The organism is Pseudomonas arcuscaelestis, from assembly GCF_016881005.1.
Taxonomy (GTDB): Bacteria; Pseudomonadota; Gammaproteobacteria; order Pseudomonadales; family Pseudomonadaceae; genus Aquipseudomonas; species Aquipseudomonas arcuscaelestis.
The window spans coordinates 1-16,842 of record NZ_JACOPV010000032.1 but is presented as its reverse complement, the minus strand read 5'-3'; the positions used below and the strand labels follow the sequence as shown (position 1 = coordinate 16,842).

8 protein-coding genes and 1 pseudogene are annotated in these 16,842 nt (G+C 53.0%); 2 read left to right on the top strand and 7 right to left on the bottom strand.

Annotated features, from left to right (window positions below):
- Window positions 1–594 precede the first annotated feature (594 nt).
- Window positions 595–1,611, bottom strand: a complete 1,017-nt coding sequence (locus tag H8F21_RS28755; RefSeq protein ID WP_203585796.1) for a DNA-binding protein — start codon at window positions 1,609–1,611, stop codon at window positions 595–597.
- Window positions 1,612–1,698: 87 nt separating this feature from the next.
- Here H8F21_RS28755 and H8F21_RS28750 point away from each other — a divergent pair, with 87 nt between their 5' ends.
- Window positions 1,699–2,832, top strand: coding sequence for a site-specific integrase (locus tag H8F21_RS28750; RefSeq protein ID WP_203585795.1), 1,134 nt, complete (start codon window positions 1,699–1,701; stop codon window positions 2,830–2,832).
- 177 nt (window positions 2,833–3,009) lie between these two features.
- Here H8F21_RS28750 and H8F21_RS28745 read toward each other — a convergent pair whose 3' ends face one another.
- Genes H8F21_RS28745 through H8F21_RS28730 form a run of 4 tightly spaced genes read right to left on the bottom strand, consistent with a single transcriptional unit; the run spans window position 3,010 to window position 7,385 of the window.
- Window positions 3,010–4,029: a TniQ family protein gene (locus H8F21_RS28745; protein ID WP_203585794.1), complete on the bottom strand. Its 1,020-nt coding sequence runs from the start codon at window positions 4,027–4,029 to the stop codon at window positions 3,010–3,012.
- Window positions 4,013–4,801: an AAA family ATPase gene (locus tag H8F21_RS28740; protein WP_203585793.1), complete on the bottom strand. Its 789-nt coding sequence runs from the start codon at window positions 4,799–4,801 to the stop codon at window positions 4,013–4,015. Before H8F21_RS28740 ends, H8F21_RS28745 begins: the two co-directional genes overlap by 17 nt.
- A gap of 5 nt (window positions 4,802–4,806) precedes the next feature.
- Entirely contained in the window at window positions 4,807–5,676 is an 870-nt protein-coding gene (locus H8F21_RS28735) for a TniB family NTP-binding protein (protein WP_328824555.1), read from the bottom strand.
- Window positions 5,673–7,385: a Mu transposase C-terminal domain-containing protein gene (locus H8F21_RS28730; protein WP_203585792.1), complete on the bottom strand. Its 1,713-nt coding sequence runs from the start codon at window positions 7,383–7,385 to the stop codon at window positions 5,673–5,675. Before H8F21_RS28730 ends, H8F21_RS28735 begins: the two co-directional genes overlap by 4 nt.
- 2,331 nt (window positions 7,386–9,716) lie before the next feature.
- Here H8F21_RS28730 and H8F21_RS28725 point away from each other — a divergent pair.
- Entirely contained in the window at window positions 9,717–11,015 is a 1,299-nt protein-coding gene (locus H8F21_RS28725) for a tyrosine-type recombinase/integrase (RefSeq protein ID WP_203585791.1), read from the top strand.
- A 789-nt stretch (window positions 11,016–11,804) separates the two neighbouring features.
- On the opposite strand, the gene H8F21_RS28720 is transcribed toward H8F21_RS28725, so the two are convergent.
- Entirely contained in the window at window positions 11,805–13,988 is a 2,184-nt protein-coding gene (locus H8F21_RS28720; protein ID WP_203585790.1) for an AAA family ATPase, read from the bottom strand.
- Between the two features lie 537 nt (window positions 13,989–14,525).
- Window positions 14,526–16,715: pseudogene (gene putA, locus H8F21_RS28715) on the bottom strand (bifunctional proline dehydrogenase/L-glutamate gamma-semialdehyde dehydrogenase PutA); the annotation flags it as partial.
- Window positions 16,716–16,842: the final 127 nt, after the last annotated feature.

Genomic DNA, 16,842 nt, shown 5'->3' with positions numbered 1-16,842 from the left:
TATTCAGAAATACCATGAAAATAAAAGTAAAGTGGTACGTGATATCTATCAGAAAATTTTTAAACAATTAGGCTATATTTGATATGTTGCTTGATTTTATTGTACGGGGCTAGCGACGCAGAAACAGGTCTTTGGATATTTGATGCGCAGAAACGATACGGCGCTTCAAGAAATTGTTGGCGTGCTTCGTAGTTTCCTTGCTCCTGCAACCTGAATTTGGGTTGAGGGCACAGCGTGAGATTCCATCAACGTGGGGCAAAAAAATAATCTCGAATCCCAGTGCCGAACGTCCGCAATGGGTCGATTATGCTCTGCGAAACCGAAATCGGAGCCAAACAAGTTCGCCGTGTGCTTCAAGCCCTTGAATGGGGAGGCACGGCCTGATGCAGGTTTGTTGAAGGCGAACGCCGGGGCCAGCTGGTGAACAACCACAGTCCCTTAGGCCGGCTCTGGCCTGTCACCAAGGGAAGCAGCCGACTTATACCGATCAATCGTGAGCGGCATAAATCGGCCAAATTTCGGTATGCAGCCTGGTGCGTTGCCGCTGTTCCCGCAGTTGGCGGCCAGCAGCGAACACCGGTCACCTGACCGGCCTCAGCTGTTTCTCGGCGTACCTTTGCGCAGCCGCTGACTACCCCCGGGCACTGGATTGCTGCTGCCGGAGTCAGCCAACTGCTGACGCAGCGTTTCGGCGCGGGCCTGCGCAGCGGCTGCTTGCTCACGCGCACTGGCCAACTCGCCATGGGTGCGCTGCAGTTGCTGCTGCAGCTCCTTAAGCTGGCGGCACCGCTCAGCCTGCAGCTGGTGCACTTGTTCCCGCTCGTGTAGCAGTGCCTGCGCCTGGGTCTGCGCGATGCTCCGCTGTTCCCGGGTTTCGGCCAGCTCTGCCTGCCCTGCTAGCAACGTCTGCTGGAAGGTCTGCAAACGGCCATTGGCCTCCTCGAGCTGGGTCGCCAAGGCTTTGCTCTCCTCGCGCGCCCGATCGATCTCCCGATATGCCCGGTCCTCGACGTCGCGGGTGTAGCGCTGCTGCTCTTCGCGTGCCTGCTCGGCCTGCTGGCGACTGTCCTGCAGTTGCTGGCGGACTTCGACCAGTTGCCCGCGCGCTTCGTCGCACTGCCCGAGCAATTCCTCGCGCTGCTGGCGCAGGTCGTCGATCTGCGCCGAGCGCTGGATCAGCAGCTGTTCCAGATCGGCCAACCGAGTTTCGGCGCTCTGCCGCGCCCCCAGCGCCTCGGCGGTCTGTAGCCGGGCCTGTGCGACGTCCAGACGCGCCCTCGCCTCCAGTGCCACCAGTTGCTCGCGTTCCTCCGCCAAAACCTGGCGCTGGCCGGCCAACGCGTATTCGGCCACGCCCTGAGCCAGGGTGGTCGCCTGCTGCCAGATGGCGACGAAGGCCTGTGCCAGTTCCGTCGGCAGGCCGGGCAGCCGGGTTTCACCACGCAAGCGCCCGGCTAGTTGTTCCCACCATTGATCGAGCAAGGAGCCAACCCGCGCTGGACTGCCGCGGCCGAGCTCCAGACGCACCCGCTCGACCGTCGGCCGCTCGCCGCGGGCCAATACCGCGTCCGCCGCGGCGAACACGTCGTTTTCCGGTACACCTACCGCCATGGCCTGCCCTCCGCTATATTAGGTCTGATAATGCAATCTTATCCGGACCTGTTTTTCGCCCACTCAATTCTTAATACGTGCAATGTTATGAATAGTACAAGTGAGACGAAATTACCTACGCCAGTCCCCCTTGACCTGTTTCGGCTAGCGGACAGTACGCGCTTCGCCGCTGAGGCGTTCATCGCTGCCGGCACTGCGGCGAATACCGTGCGTAGCTACCGCAGCGCCCTCGCCTATTGGGCCGGCTGGCTGCAATTGCGCTACGGTCGGGCACTCGGTGACGGCGCTTTGCCCCCGGAGGTCGCGGTGCAGTTCATCGTCGATCACCTGGCCCGCCCGGATGGCACTGGTGGCTGGAGCCATTTATTGCCGGCCGAGCTCGATGCCGCGCTAGTCGCCGCCGGGGTCAAGGGTAAGCCTGGGCCATTGGCGTTCAACACGGTCAGTCACCGCCTGGCAGTGTTGGCCAAGTGGCACCGCCTCAACGAGTGGGACAACCCGTGCGAGGCCTCAGCGGTGAAGACCCTCTTGCGCGAGGCGCGCAAGGCGCAAACCCGCCAGGGCGTGACACTACGCAAGAAGACCGCGGTGGTGCTAGAACCGTTGCAGGCAATGCTGGCCACCTGCACCGACGGGGTGCGCGGGGTGCGTGATCGAGCGCTGTTGCTGCTGGCCTGGAGTGGCGGCGGTCGGCGCCGCTCAGAAGTGGTGGGCTTGCAGGTCCAGGACCTGCGCCAGCTAGATGCCGACACCTGGTTGTATGCCCTGGGTGCGACCAAGACCGACACCAGTGGTGTGCGTCGAGTGAAGCCAATACAAGGGGCGCCGGCGCACGCGTTGAGCACTTGGCTGGAGGCGGCCCCTGCTCAGACCGGCCCCCTGTTCCGCCGCCTGTACAGAGGTGGCAAGGTCGCCACCAAGGGATTGTCAGGGGATCAGGTGGCGCGGATCGTCAAACGCCGTGCCCAACTAGCTGGCCTTGACGGTGATTGGGCCGCGCACAGTCTGCGCTCGGGTTTCGTCACCGAAGCCAGCCGTCAGGGTGTGCCACTCGGTGAAATCATGGCCATGACCGAACATCGCAGTGTCAGTACGGTGATGGGCTATTTTCAGGCAGGATCGCTGCTAGGTAGTCGTGCCACCCAGCTATTCACAACTCAATCTTCGCTAGAGGACGACGCTGACAACGCCCAGAACAGCACAAACGCACCTGTTCTCTGACCGACTCCGATGAGACTATCCCGCGTCACCACAACTCAGGGAAGAGCCTCGCAAACAGACTCGAGAATGATTAGGCTGTAGGGTTTGTCGCGCTCCTATGCCTGCTCGGCCTAGCCGAACCTTATTTTGGCCGACATTAGAAATGAAATAGGTGATCAATCTATTCAGCAAGTTGTCTCACCATTTGAATCGATGGTCATAAGAGCCAGGTGAGAGCTTGAGTCCCTCTAGAAATTGCTTAGTAGCGGGAAGGAGCAATGCATGACGACGTTCCATATATCCAACCAACCATAGCGAAATTTCTGGTTTGTCTCGGCGCATTCGGCGTCCTAAAACCAGTGGATCCATTGGTGCATAGCCGAAAACGTCATCTTCCGAAGACATGAATCTGAATACGCCGAATACCATTCCGCAGTAGAACAACGCTTCCATTCGTGTGGAGATCGAACCGTACAAGCCCTCTTTCAACAGGGAACCTGTTGCGTTGCGTTTCTCTCTGGCGGTTGATCTGCCGGGTCCAGTTTCGCCTGCCGCCCAGCCTTTCCAAGTTCCTAAGCGAGCAACATGGCACGCCATCAGAGCAATAAAAATGACTTCCCATAATCGCCTTAAGGAAAACCTCCATGACTCCGAACCAGAACTCAGAAAACTACAGTACCAGTGCTGAGATTGAACCGCGGGGTCCATATATCTTTCCCCATGCCAGCGTTTGGAATAATTAGATAGACGCCCTCCTCTCGCCGAATATGACGACTCTGCGCCTTCGATGAACGCCAATGCAGGAAATTCATAATATTTGGCATCACTATTGAGGGTATCAGACAGAACATGCTGGTGTTTTTGACAAATGGGGATGAATGGCGAGCACCAAGACCTCTTCCAAGAAGGAAGCCCTACTTGCCTTACGCTATCCTCTAGGCATTCGTAGCAGTAAGCAGACCTGGCTTTCCTCGGAATCACCAACGCCCCTCCTACCGAGAAACTCTCACGCAAATCACTGGCGGTTAATTGAGTGATTCTCTGCAACTCAAGAGCGAATGGTGATAGAAAATTAAAGTCAGGATCACATCCATGCGAAGCATAGAAAGCCTGATGTAAGGCTATCCACTCGGTAGGGCAGTCGACTTCATTAAACACTCTCCATGCCCATGAGACCATCGTTTCTTCGGGTAATGGTGGTTCACTCAAGAAAATCATCCAGCACCTTCCATAGTTTAGAGTATGAGGCATGCGGATCGATTTGTTTTTCTGTAATCCATGCCGTTGCAAATGCCAATTTTACCCAATCGACTAATTCGCCCAGGCCTCTCCCCGGGGGGGGGCACCGAGAAACCTCACTGGCTAAGGTAATCGTCGTACCGTTTAGCTCGTTTAGTTCTTTTAACATTGCGAGAGCTAACTCCTTGCTGTTGACGCCATTTAAGCCCTGTAAATTATGGGTTACACAGTGCAGGCTTTTAAGCAAGCTTGACCGTTCTACGTCCGCCCGAGATGACTTTATGCTGAGAACAAAATGTAAAGCAGGAGAACTCCTTGCGAGCAGTGCAATATCTGCAATAAAACTTTCAGCAGCCATGCGATCCAACATAAACTGATCAGCATCATCTACATATATTATCCGCACTCGCCGGAGCTCTAATATTCTCAGCAAATACTTCGGCAAGCGATCCAATCTGTGGCACACGTTATATACGCCCATATATCTTGCAAGCCGGTCATACAAGGTTGCTTTCGTACCCAAGAGCTTGGCACCAAGCCATACTGAATGAGGTGCTGCGCTTGAGAAGTGCCTGCTCAAGGCCCTCGTCATGCCGCAGCCTGGCTCTCCATATGCGACGAAAACTCTCGGCCCGGCATCGCATTCAGAAAACTCTTCAATACGAGCCATCAAATCAAGGGATGGCGCTAGATCTTGCCAGACCGGCTGAAAGGACAGGGCTGATGCGATTTTTTCTGTAGCGTCTGACAACAAACTTACTCCCACGCTACGCCCAAGTCATGGCACAACAGCCCGACATTATTGGCGTGCTCCAGCGTTATACGCTCTGTTCCATCAAGCACAGCAGCGCTTGCGCAAACCTGCAAGAGCTTTACAACATTATCCATAATCCCTTTCGAGTTGCTGAACATTGCCACCAAGAGCTGCTTATTTCCCAGGTCAGTGGCTAGGCGCAGCGGAAGGAAGTTAATATAGCTCGCTACAAAATTACGGAATGCATCCCCCCATTGCCAATCTAGCAGAGGGTGCATTGCATAACGCCTGGCCAGTTGTGGATCAGCTCTGAGAACTTCCTCCGCCCCCTCTGTGCCAAATGCGAAAACAGACAAGTTATAATCGGCGCCGGACAAATTCTTCAACAGCGATAAATTTATCTTTTGCTGCACAGCAGTCAGGGTCAATGCATCATGCACCTCATCAATCACGATACCCTTTATATTCCGGGTCTCGATCAGCATGCGCAATTGTGCTGAAATATCTAGAGTGGCACGTGCGCGCTTTGTCACCGCTATGTCAAACGCGGAAAATAACAGCTCTCGGAATGCCCAGTTATTTGGATTCTGCCGCATATTAACAAACACAAGCTTTTCATCGGCATTTTCATAAAGAGATTGCAAGCGTTGAAAAATCGTGGTTTTTCCAGAACCGCCTCGTCCATATACCAATAAGCATGGCGCTTGAACCTTATTTTTTACCTTTAACATCATACCGATTTTGTTAACAACTCTTTCGGCGTGAGGGGCATTAATCCAAAGATCGGCACGGCATGCGAGACTGCGAAGCTCAATGGAAAGATCGAATAAGTGTCGACGTTCGGGCCGTACATGTTCAAATCCGTTGCTCACTTTAAGTCTCCATCATAAATTTTTGGTTGACTACTAAAGTCGATATCTTCCGCATGGGTGTCTGCAGGCCGCGAAGCTATGAGATAGTCGAGAATACCTATCCGATCATGCTGGACAGCTAGTGGCGGATTAATGGAACCAGGAATTGAATTGGCCGGTATAATTTCCTTCGCAGCTTTATGGGTTCTAGACGCCTCGGATTTCCTCCCCTTTTTCGCTTCCTGAGTTTTTTGTTGCGCAGCTTCCAGGTCCGCTTTAGCTTCGATCATGAGGCCTAGCGCCTCGTCCTCCGTAATTGTTCCGTTCCTAACACCTTTTTGATTTCTCTCGTATCTATACATCTCATAGTCCAAACTGCGCGACTTATAATTATAAGATAGCGGTATGAGCTGATAGCTCCCCTGCAACAGCGCAAATACATGCGTAAGATCATATGGGTCAAACTTCACCAAGACTTCACGCCCCACTAAACCTTTCAGGGGCGTGCCATAATAGCGCCGCCCCAAAATTTCAATTCCGTAGGGTTGTATTTTTTTAAGGCGTTGCGGGAAGAAATCTATTCGAAAGCTTTCTAGCTCCGATGAGTCTATTATTTTCGGGCGTGGATTTTTAGTGTAATATTCGTCCCACACTTGATTCGGCGATTTATTTTGAAGCGCGCTATGAGTTGTAGAATTATAAACACTCACATTAACTACGAAGTCCTTACAGAACTCCTGGAATGTGAGTACGGCTTTTTTTTCTGGAGAATAGTCACGGCGCCTGAGAACGTTGGAGAATGTAGTCCCTCTCAGAAAGTGAACCTTAGTGGTCATCATGGTGCCAATAAGTCTCTCGATATGACCGCCGTAATGCTTGCGACGCCGAGACACTAGTTTTATGTCATGTGATTCGCAAGCGCTCCTGAGTATATCTGAGGTGAATTCAGCCGCATTGTCTGTATGAATTGTCTCCATCAAGCCATGGCGCGGGAGTGCATTTTCACTAATTCCCAACTTAGTTAGCAGCGATGATTTCGACGCCACAGAATTCCCAATGACCATAGCAACACTCACAGCACTGGGATGCAGGAGAGAAAGATAAAATCCGAGAATCAGCCGGGTGTGTTTACAGATTGCTAGCGTTACCCAAGGGCGCCCTATAAGCTGGGTTCGATCCTGCGAATCGACTAACATCACGTCTGCTAAAGTGTGATCAATCTGCACCCACTCTAACGGCCTGTTGGTTTGCTTACTGCCAGGACGGGGCGAGTACTTTTGGTCGGCTGCTTCAACACCGTATTTCTTCCTGAACCTCTCGATTTCAGGTTTTTCTAAAATTCTGATACGGACTGCATGGTAGCTCGGGCATTTCAAGTCAGAAACTTTTGTTATCGCCTGGAGTTGACGCCAAACATTAGCAAAAGAAGCAGACGATCCTTCATAATGATCCTCATAAGCATCATCTATGAGTTTCTCAACCTTATTTCCTAAGTACCTCGAACCAGAGTTACACCCCTTATTGCCGGGCAGTAAGCACTCGTAGTTAGCAGATCTATTCACAACCCCCAACAGCCTGTAAAACATAGACTTCTTAAGATTCATGACTCGCATGGCGACGTCCATAGGTAATTCGCCTTGCTTATATCTTCGAAAGATATCCCAACGTTCCATTGCACGCCGATGGTGGAGAATATCGATTGATGACGACGCGCTGTTTAAATTAGCCACGAGTAACCGCTCCTTAGTCCGGGGCATAAGCTAGAACTACTCGCGCCTGGTTTCCACCACCAACGGCAAAAAAGACTAAATGAAGGAACTGCTCATCTCGGCGCCCCATCACTGAGCTACTCAGCTGACGCTAACTTAATAGTATAAAAATCAATAAGATACGTCTTATGCGTGCGCAGCGAACTGCGACTCTTTTATCTTTTTCCGATAACCATTAGGTTTTTTACTTCGAACTATTCTCAACGCATGCTTGCAAAACTAAAATGTCCGCCCCCTGATACAAAGCAGAGGATCCTGGCTCTACCCGAAAAAAGTGTCGCGAACATCGAATGCTATAGGACTAGAGAGACCATCGCGAAGTAGATAATTCCATGCTTGTCGAAGCGCGTGACAAGTCGCTAGTTTTCTTCCCACCAGGCGATTATGCGTTTAATGGTGTTGCTCTACCAATACTTTGGTCGAGTAAGCCAGGCAGGTTCTTAAATTTTATGGAGCGCAGCTAAATCAGGGGTTCCATATAATATTCTTCGAAATAACGACGTAAGGCTTCGGCGTCATAACCTTTATCCGTCGCCTAATTTGCGACGCTTGTGAAGGCGGCCACGTTGACTTGTCGGGATACTGACATCATCCACCAGCGGATGTGCTTAGCCGATTCCTGGCTTGTCCGTCAGAGGGAAGTAAGCGCAACTGTATGCCGTTGGCATTGCCGAGCATTTGAATCTTCTTAGTCAGGCCGCCACGACTGCGGCCTTGAGAATAATCAGCAGGCGCGTCAGGGAAACCGTTGGCCAAGGCCCGAAGCGCTCCGGCACGCTCGGCATGCGGTACCCGAGCAAAGAATCCACAGCACGCTATTTAGTACCACTCGATCAATGCCGAGTGAGCTACCTCTGATGTGAGTTTGAGTGAAAAGATCAGCGACCACATCCCATCCTTCGCCCCAGGACTCATAACGCTTTGCCATTACAGCATTCGTTGACTCCCGAAGCCCCTTTAAACCTGGGCCCTTGAAGGTCGGCAATTGGGTTGCGTGGAATTTCATACAGAACCCAGAGATTTTCGAAATCTGGTTGGAAAATCCTCTGTATTTTGATAACTAGGTGGAAAATCCGACAGGCTTTCCATTTTTTATCAAAAAGAACGAGAGAAAGCCTTTAAATCAATCTGTTAACAAATTCCATTTTGTTCTCGACCCTCACACTGTGACTGTCACCGTCGCGAATTGCGGACACTTTTACCCCGTCAACTCCTTGAGCCCTCTACTCACTTGGCTTCCAGCAATTCGGCATTGCTCACATGCGCCTCTATTCCAACGAAATGCGGACACTTTTGCTGCCACACGATTTCCGTAACCCACTGATTTTACAGGGGCGCACGCTGATACGATGGTTTGAACCGTTTGACCCAATTCCTCCGCTATCTGGACACTCGTAACCACTGCAGCACTGGCGTCTGACTTGCTACAGTCCTTGTAATCCGGGGCTTCCAGTAGCTTCTGCTCAAAATTCGGACACTTTCGTCGTCGTGAACCAAGCCGCATTATGTGGACACTTTCCCAGATTTCGAGCCTTGTAAGGCTTGGTAAGCTACCTACGCCAAAGTGAAGTCAGCGTTGCTTTATGGTCTCAAGGCCAACCGTGCCACGGTCTGAAGCCATGCCAGCTTGTAGTAGCTTCCGTTTCAGTGTTCCAGGTGCTCTAGGCGCTCAGCTACACCATGGAACTTTTTTGGCGTGGATCCGACAATAATGCGGACGCTTTCCGAAGGCCCAGTTGAGCGCTCATGAAGCTAGAATCCCATTTTCTCTGGCCTCGGGATGTTTTTCACTTAATCCAGACACTTTCCGAATGCGGCTAAGATTAAATTAATGTGGACACTTTCCTCAGGCCGCCGCTTTGGGGCTGCGACTGTCAATACTTAGCCAATATTGATCGAGCCGTACATTCGAAAATCAATTTCAATTATTGATTATATTAATCAGCAGCCCCGTATTCGTTGGGGGGGGGGAAGCATAACCTTTGAGTGGAAAAAGCAATATATGCTATATATTAGCAATGGTGCTGCGGCACGATTATTTTGAAACACAAGGATCAATAGCGCCTAATGCGTTCCGGCTAACATGTCAAGTCCTGGCGAGCACTTAGCAGATGAATGGGCTTGGCATGTTTGTGGTTGCGACTGGCCTAACTTGGGGATACCATCCGCAGATTCCCATTAACTAGGCCCGGCGGTTGAGAGTAGGTTGTATAGGAGGCGAGAACTTCCTAAAACAGCCAGATTAGGAAGTTCTCAATCACTAAGTAAGGCCACCTTTTTTCGGTAAGTTAGATGCCCTGCACTCCCCAGCCAATCTTTGAATCTCACGGTGACTTTGTAGATCAAGATTTCACCCTGGGCCGGCCATCCCTCACCAGTGCCGTAGAATATCTGGAGCGCTTCGCACCGGAACTCAAGGCGATCCCGAGCTTCCTTGTCGCACGCGGCTATCTAAGGTGCTACGCGGATAACGCGCTCACGTACAGCACCTACCGCGGACACGTCGAACGCCTGCTGCTGTGGTCGCTGATCATCCGTGAGAAGCCCGTCACTGAACTGAAAAGGCTGGATGCGGAGGCTTATCTGGAGTTTTGCAAAAACCCGCCAGCCAGTTGGGTTGGCCCGGTTGTCCGCAATCGTTTTGTCACTCAACAAGATGATGCTTTGGCTTCGCACTCGGAAGTTGGTCATAATCCAAAATGGAAACCTTTTACTCATCGCGTGCCTAAACAAAATAAAGTGCTGGGTGAGGATGTTGATGAGTTTCGGTCTGCGGACTATCATTCATCGAAAGGCAGCATGAGTAATGTATTCAAGATCGCTAATGGCTTCTACGAATATTTGGTCGAAGAAGAACTCGCCAGTTCCAATCCCTTTCGCAAGGTCGCAAAAAAAGGACAGTACAGTTCATCCCTGCAGGAGTCGAATTCTTCCCGTGCGCTAACACCCTTACAATGGGATTACGTGATTGACACAGCGGAAGCAATGGCTGAAGCTGAGCCTAAAAAACATGAGCGAACCTTGTTCATTCTCCTCACGATGTTCAGCATGTATCTACGTATATCAGACATAGTTGGGCGTTCCAATTGGAAGCCCACCATGGGTGATTTTCGTCTGGATGCCGATGGAAATTGGTGGTTCCATGTGGTGGGTAAAGGAAACAAGTCTGGCAAGATTGCTGTACGCGATGAGTACGTGGAGAAGTACCTAAAACGCTATCGCACATTCATTGGACTGGGCCCATTGCCGAGTTACCAGGAGAAGACGCCGCTTCTGAAAACACTAAGTGGCCGCGCAGGCCTCTCTGACCGGCAAGTACGTGCCCTCCTCCAAACCGTGTTCGACAACGCGCTGGTACGCATGCGCGATGAAGGGCGCGAGCCCTACGAAATGGATAGCCTGCGGGTGGCATCGTCTCACTGGCTTCGCCATACCTCGGCCACGTTCGATGCGCCGTTCAGAAACGCCAAGGATCTCCAGTACGACCTGCGCCACTCGAACCTGGCTACGACTCAGAACACTTACTATCACTCACATGATCAAGAACGGGCACTGTCCGTGAAGCGATTGGGGACACGGGATAGAGGCTAACGTTTACGGCAGTCAAATCATAGGAGTACAAATGTACTCCTTCGTCTCAATCATCGTCGCTCCACAACTGCAGCCTCGGTCAGTGAATTGGATTCTGTTGTACAGATCATCTGTCCTCGGCCACTCCCTTGATCCAGTGGATGGCCCCTACTTCGAGGCATTGGTTCGCGCTCTGAATAACCGGCGGGTGGTCTGGATGATAACCGTTCTGCCGGACGACGATGAGAGAGAAAAAGTCTCCAACCCGGGGATGTACGGCGTCGACTCTAAAGCAGGTTCAGTGAAAGCCCTGGAGCGAGTTTCACGCGGCATTGCCGGGAACGTGACAAGCGTTACGTCGCAGGGCAATCGGCAAGGGGGAATATTGAGGAGAGGTGCAGCTACCACCTAGGTACGTTCAAATTAACGGCGCGGAAGGGATCGCATGTGCATGCACACGGTCTCCCACTGCCCGAACCGGAATCGGTTGTACTGGCGAACCAGGACAACTTTTCCATGATTATTCATGGCGTATTCTCCATCTGATCTCAGCGGGCCGCTGATAGCCTTTACACCACGTGCAAAGCGAGCAGATGAATGACAGGCAGGAAGGAGAGTCCTTGGGTGGTAGCTGCAGGCGCAATGCTATCAGCGTAATCAGAGCCTGGAAAGCCCAGCGAAAAGGTAAAACGATTCACACTTAGCGCATACTCAACAAATCAGCCCCTGGAGTAACGGTCGAACGGAAAAGCCTGCGATATGCGGCCACGCACGTCGCCCCCATGCCATGGCTCAAGATATAAGCGAGCGCTACCCCATCATCTTGTCGTAATGCTCCTGAAATTCCGTTCTGACAAACACCTGGCGGAAGCGCTCGACGTACACCGCTGGGTCGATTTCACCAAAATCGGTGATGTTCACGGCATCAGCGTGAGACTCGCGGTTGATGTAGCGGTACAACGAGCGGAATTGGGGATCCTCATCGCTCAGGTCTTCGAGCGCCTTGGCGAGCTTGTCCTGGCGGTGCACGAACGTGAAGTAGTACTCCAGGATATTTCGCATCATGTTCGGGATGACGGTGGCAGAGGTGCGTCCATTTAAAGCGTCCTTGATGGCCTGCCAGAAAGATTGATAGTCGTTCTGGATCTCCTTGGGCTGCATGGCGACCACTGCGCTGTAATCAGACTTGGTGATCCGGAACAGGGCCAGCTGGCTTTCCTGCTGACCAGCGTTGCCCCGGCCACGCCCTCCGTCTTCGTTCATGAGCTTGACCATCTCGTGGAAGAAAAACAGGTTGTGGGTCAGGATGACCACCTGCTTGAAGCGGGTAATGGGGCTGATCACCTGGCGCTTGATCAGGGAGGCAATGTCATACACGTAATTGTGGGACAAGCTTGAAATGGGGTCATCGATCACAACAATGCGGTCGCTGATCAACCTTCCCGCAGTCGCGTTCAGCTCTCCATTGCAGACTTCCAGAAAGTACAAAAACGAGATGAGTGTTTTCTCGCCCTCACTCAGCGTTTTGAATACACCCGCGCGTTGCTCGGGCCGCTGCAGCCTGTATTGAGGGACATCTCCTTCCTCCTTGGTCAGCTCAAAGCCTTTGAGGCCCAGGATGCGCAACCAGTGGTTTATGCTGTCAACCGACTGGTCAATATTCGTGATGGCTGCCTTGCACTGGGCGATGATTTCACGCTCCGCCTTGGCTTTGACCCGTAGCGCCTCAATGTTGTCCCTGGCTTTTTGCTGAGCCAGGGCTAGCTCCTGATCCTCTTGAGCATAATGATCCAGCAATGCACCAGCTGAAGTCCTGAGCACGCCCCAGAACAGCTCCTTGATCCGGGCCAGATGAACCTGCTTGTTCTTGACCTTGAGGTTGAAGGCATCGATTTTTTCTTGCTCTACCGCAACGCACTCATTCAAGGCTTCAATCAACCCGTCGCTGGACTCAAGCTCAACCACAATAGACGGGCTGGCTACCTTTTTCTCAATAGTCTGAACATTGCGCTGAAGTGCTGCAGATAGGTTGGAGATAGCCAGTTGAAACGAAGGTTGCTGGTAGCTCGGGCTACGCAGGCGCTGCAGCGTTTGCTCGACAGCTCCAGCGTAACGGCGTTGCAGGTTCGTCAGGTCACCTATGCGCTGCTCGTAGGTTTTATCGAAGATCTTGGCAATCTCGCCATGAAAACCTTCCGGTAACGGCTGCTGACAGAAGGGGCATAAATCGCCATCGATGGGGGGAAATGTCAGCGCATGCTGAATCCAGTCCGAATGGCCGAGCGCGTGGATGAGGCCTGCCAAGTAGGAGTTGTCTGTGCCCGTGATGATCTCCCTGAAAATAGGGTTGGGCTCAAGCTCGGAGCCTGAGAAACCGACAAGCGAAATAGAGGCCAACTGTGCGTCCGTTGCAGCCTGGAGCTCAGTGGCCTCCGCCATCAACTCGGCAGTGGTAACGGCATCCGGCGCTTCAGAGGTGGCCTGAATCCTCTCCAGCAGACGCTCTTTGGTGTTCACACCTTGAAAGCAGTAGGCCAAGGGTGAACCATCGAATGGTGTTTTGAGCTTCCACAGGCCGTCTTTCAATGCCTGCTTCTCAGTCTCTCTAGCCGTCTTACTCGCTTTGCCCTTGGCCATCTCCTCATCTTGCTGCGTTGACAGCAACTTGATTGCGGCCTGCGCTGCACTCAGAGCATTCTCGGCCTCGATGTTGCCGGCGCTGAGTGTAAACACCCCAGGTTGCGCTACGTCTTCGTGGAAGTTCATCTCCATGAAGGTGTGGTTGTAGACCAATATTTCGCGTTCGGGGTCAGCAGGCACCATGCTGCACCCCCGATAGCACGTCTCACCTGGCGTTTGCAGGTAGTTGCCAATCGTGCTTTTACCCGTGCCATTTTGCCCGTAGAGAATGCTCACGCGCTTGAGAGGGCCAATAAGGGTCGGGGCGTTAGGGGAATAGCTTGATACGCCGCGTATGAGCAGATTCTCAATCACAAGGGCTGTCCGTGGCACGCAGAGAATCCGAGATTAAGCCCTCTGCAAAAAATTGCAATGTGTCACCACAGAACTCTTTCTGCCCTCAAAACGGCCAACTCCTACCAGTCAGATACCGTTGGCGTATGCTAGGGAGCATAAAGCCCTGCTTAACCAACACACCCCAGCGATTTACGGGATCAGGATGATGCAGCTCCCCCTACAGGAACAGGAAAAAACCCAGCTGTGGCTCAACCAGTTCGATAAGCGGCCTGGTGATCGCGAGCTGGCCAAGGTTTTGCTGGACTCAATCAACTACTGCCCCCTTAACGAATTCAAGAACAGTCTGACCAAGCTCATAAAAAGCGAGCTACCAATGAAGAAGTCTGCGGCTCTATTCATTGAGCGTGAGTTACAGAAGACAAAAGCCAAACTCCCCCCGCCTTTTTACAAGCAAAAGAAAACCCGCAACCCCAAGTCAAAAAGGAAGCACCTGCGTGCATATGGCGCAGCCAAGCAAGCCGTCCAATCACTGACCTACTCGACTCAAGATGTGGGTACCGCTGCCAGCTGGATCAGGAGATCACCTTCAGTCTCGGCCAGGCAAAGGACTTGCTCACGGGGAAGTAAGGTGTAGCTATTACGTTCGCCGGTCGGGCCCATCAGCACACGGGTAACGCCGCTTTGGGATTGCTGTGCAAAGTAAACACACAGCCCGGCCAAGCTTTCCCTTTTATTGCCCGTTGCCCATTTTTTCAGTTCGTCGATCGGCGCCGAAATAAATGAGCTTGCGGTTACATCTGTCGTGCAGAACGAGGTGTTGCGTTGAAACGAGCTCGAAATTGCATTGACTGGACGTGCCGAGAGAAGGCGGTACAGGTACAGCGGGCCACCCGCCTTTGGCCCCGTCCCTGAAAGACCCTCACCGCCAAACGGCTGCACACCGACGACAGCGCCCACAACGTTACGATTCACGTAGATGTTACCCACGTGAGCATTGTCGATGACCTTCGCGATGGTCTCATCAATACGTGTATGAACACCTAACGTTAACCCATAACCACAATTGTTGATTTGCTCCACCAGGCGATCCAGATCTTTGCGCGCGTAGCGCACGATGTGTAAGACCGGCCCGAAAATCTCCCGCTCCAGTTCATCGATGCTCTGCAGCTCAATCAACGTCGGAACGACATAAGTCCCGCGGCGGGTTTCTTCGGCGTTTGCGATCGCGACCTGATAAACACTTCGCCCCTTGGTGCGCATGGATTGAATGTGTTTTTCAATGCCCGCCTTGGCGCCGTTATCGATCACTGGCCCGATGTCAACGCTCAACCGATCTGGGTTGCCCAGGCGGTACTCAGCCATTGCGCCCTTGAGCATTTCGACAACATCGTCAGCGGAGTCCTCTTGCAAGCACAAGACGCGCAGTGCCGAGCAACGTTGACCCGCGCTGTCGAACGCAGAAGTGATGACGTCGAACACCACCTGTTCCGTCAACGCGGACGAGTCGACAATCATGGCATTTTGCCCGCCCGTCTCCGCAATCAGAGGCACGGGCCGGCCACGCTCATCAAGACGCCCGGCCAAGGTCTCCTGCAAGGAGCGAGCGACCTCGGTGGAACCTGTGAACATCACACCTTTCACGCGCTCATCCGCGATCATTGCAGAGCCTAGAACGCGCCCGCTTCCCGGTAACAACTGCAGCGCCGATGTCGGAACACCAGCGTCAAGAAGCAATCGCACGGCTTGGGCCGCGATCAATGATGTTTGTGCCGCGGGTTTGGCCAGCACCGGATTACCCGCCGCGAGCGCTGCCGCTACCTGGCCGGTGAAAATCGCCAGCGGGAAATTCCACGGGCTGATACAGACGATGGGGCCTAAAGGCAGGTAGCTGTCGTTGTTAAAATCATTGCGTGCCTGTACGGCGTAATACCTGAGGAAATCCGCCGCTTCTCGTACCTCTGAAATGGCGTTGGCGAAGGTCTTTCCAGCTTCGCGCACCAGCAGCCCTATCAGTGGCTGGAGCTGAGCCTCCATCAACGTTGCAGCTCGCTCCAGGATGGCCGCCCGCTCGCTGACGGGTGTCGACAGCCAAACGGGAGCTGCGCTCACTGCGCACTCCAGGGCGTTGCTGACATCTCCCAGATCTGCGTGCTGAACGTGGCCTACCACATCGCGCAGGTTGGAGGGGTTGAGCACCTGCTCAGTCTTGCCGTGACTGGCTGAACAACCGAGCATGGGGGCTGCGAACCATTCGATACGCGTGGTGCTAACCAGCGCATCCGACAGAGCCGCCAGGCGATGCTCGTTAGCGAGATCGATGCCTGCCGAGTTGGGTCGTTCAACACCGTAAAGATCGCGCGGCAAGGGGATGCGAGGATGGGGTAAGCCCAAGGCACCTTCTTTGAGCGCAAGGCTTTCGATCTTCCTGACCGGATCGGCGACAAGCTCCTTGATCGACACGGTTTTGTCTGCAATCAAATTGACGAAGGATGTATTCGCACCGTTCTCCAGCAGCCTGCGAACTAGGTAGGCAAGCAATGTCTGGTGAGTGCCCACGGGCGCGTAAATTCGGCAGGGACGATTCAATTTTCCATCGGTCACCTTGCCCACGACCTGCTGGTAGAGTGACTCCCCCATTCCGTGGAGACACTGGAACTCGTATTGGCCAGGGTAATAATTGTCGCCTGCAATGTAATAAATGGCCGACAGTGTATGAGCGTTGTGCGTAGCAAACTGAGGGTAGACAGGGCGGCCTCAAGGAGCAAGTGCAACAGTCAGTTAAAAAATCGGAGCGTGCTAATTACGAAATTGAACGAGATACCGCCTCCGAAGCATCGCGATCGTTTGGCGTCTGAGCGAACCGAGCCATCCC

Excerpts from the sequence above, each read along its gene's own strand:
- H8F21_RS28755 (WP_203585796.1), bottom strand. The coding sequence starts at position 1,611 with ATGGCGGTAGGTGTACCGGAAAACGACGTGTTCGCCGCGGCGGACGCG.
- H8F21_RS28750 (WP_203585795.1), top strand. The coding sequence starts at position 1,699 with ATGAATAGTACAAGTGAGACGAAATTACCTACGCCAGTCCCCCTTGAC.
- H8F21_RS28745 (WP_203585794.1), bottom strand. The coding sequence starts at position 4,029 with ATGATTTTCTTGAGTGAACCACCATTACCCGAAGAAACGATGGTCTCA.
- H8F21_RS28725 (WP_203585791.1), top strand. The coding sequence starts at position 9,717 with ATGCCCTGCACTCCCCAGCCAATCTTTGAATCTCACGGTGACTTTGTA.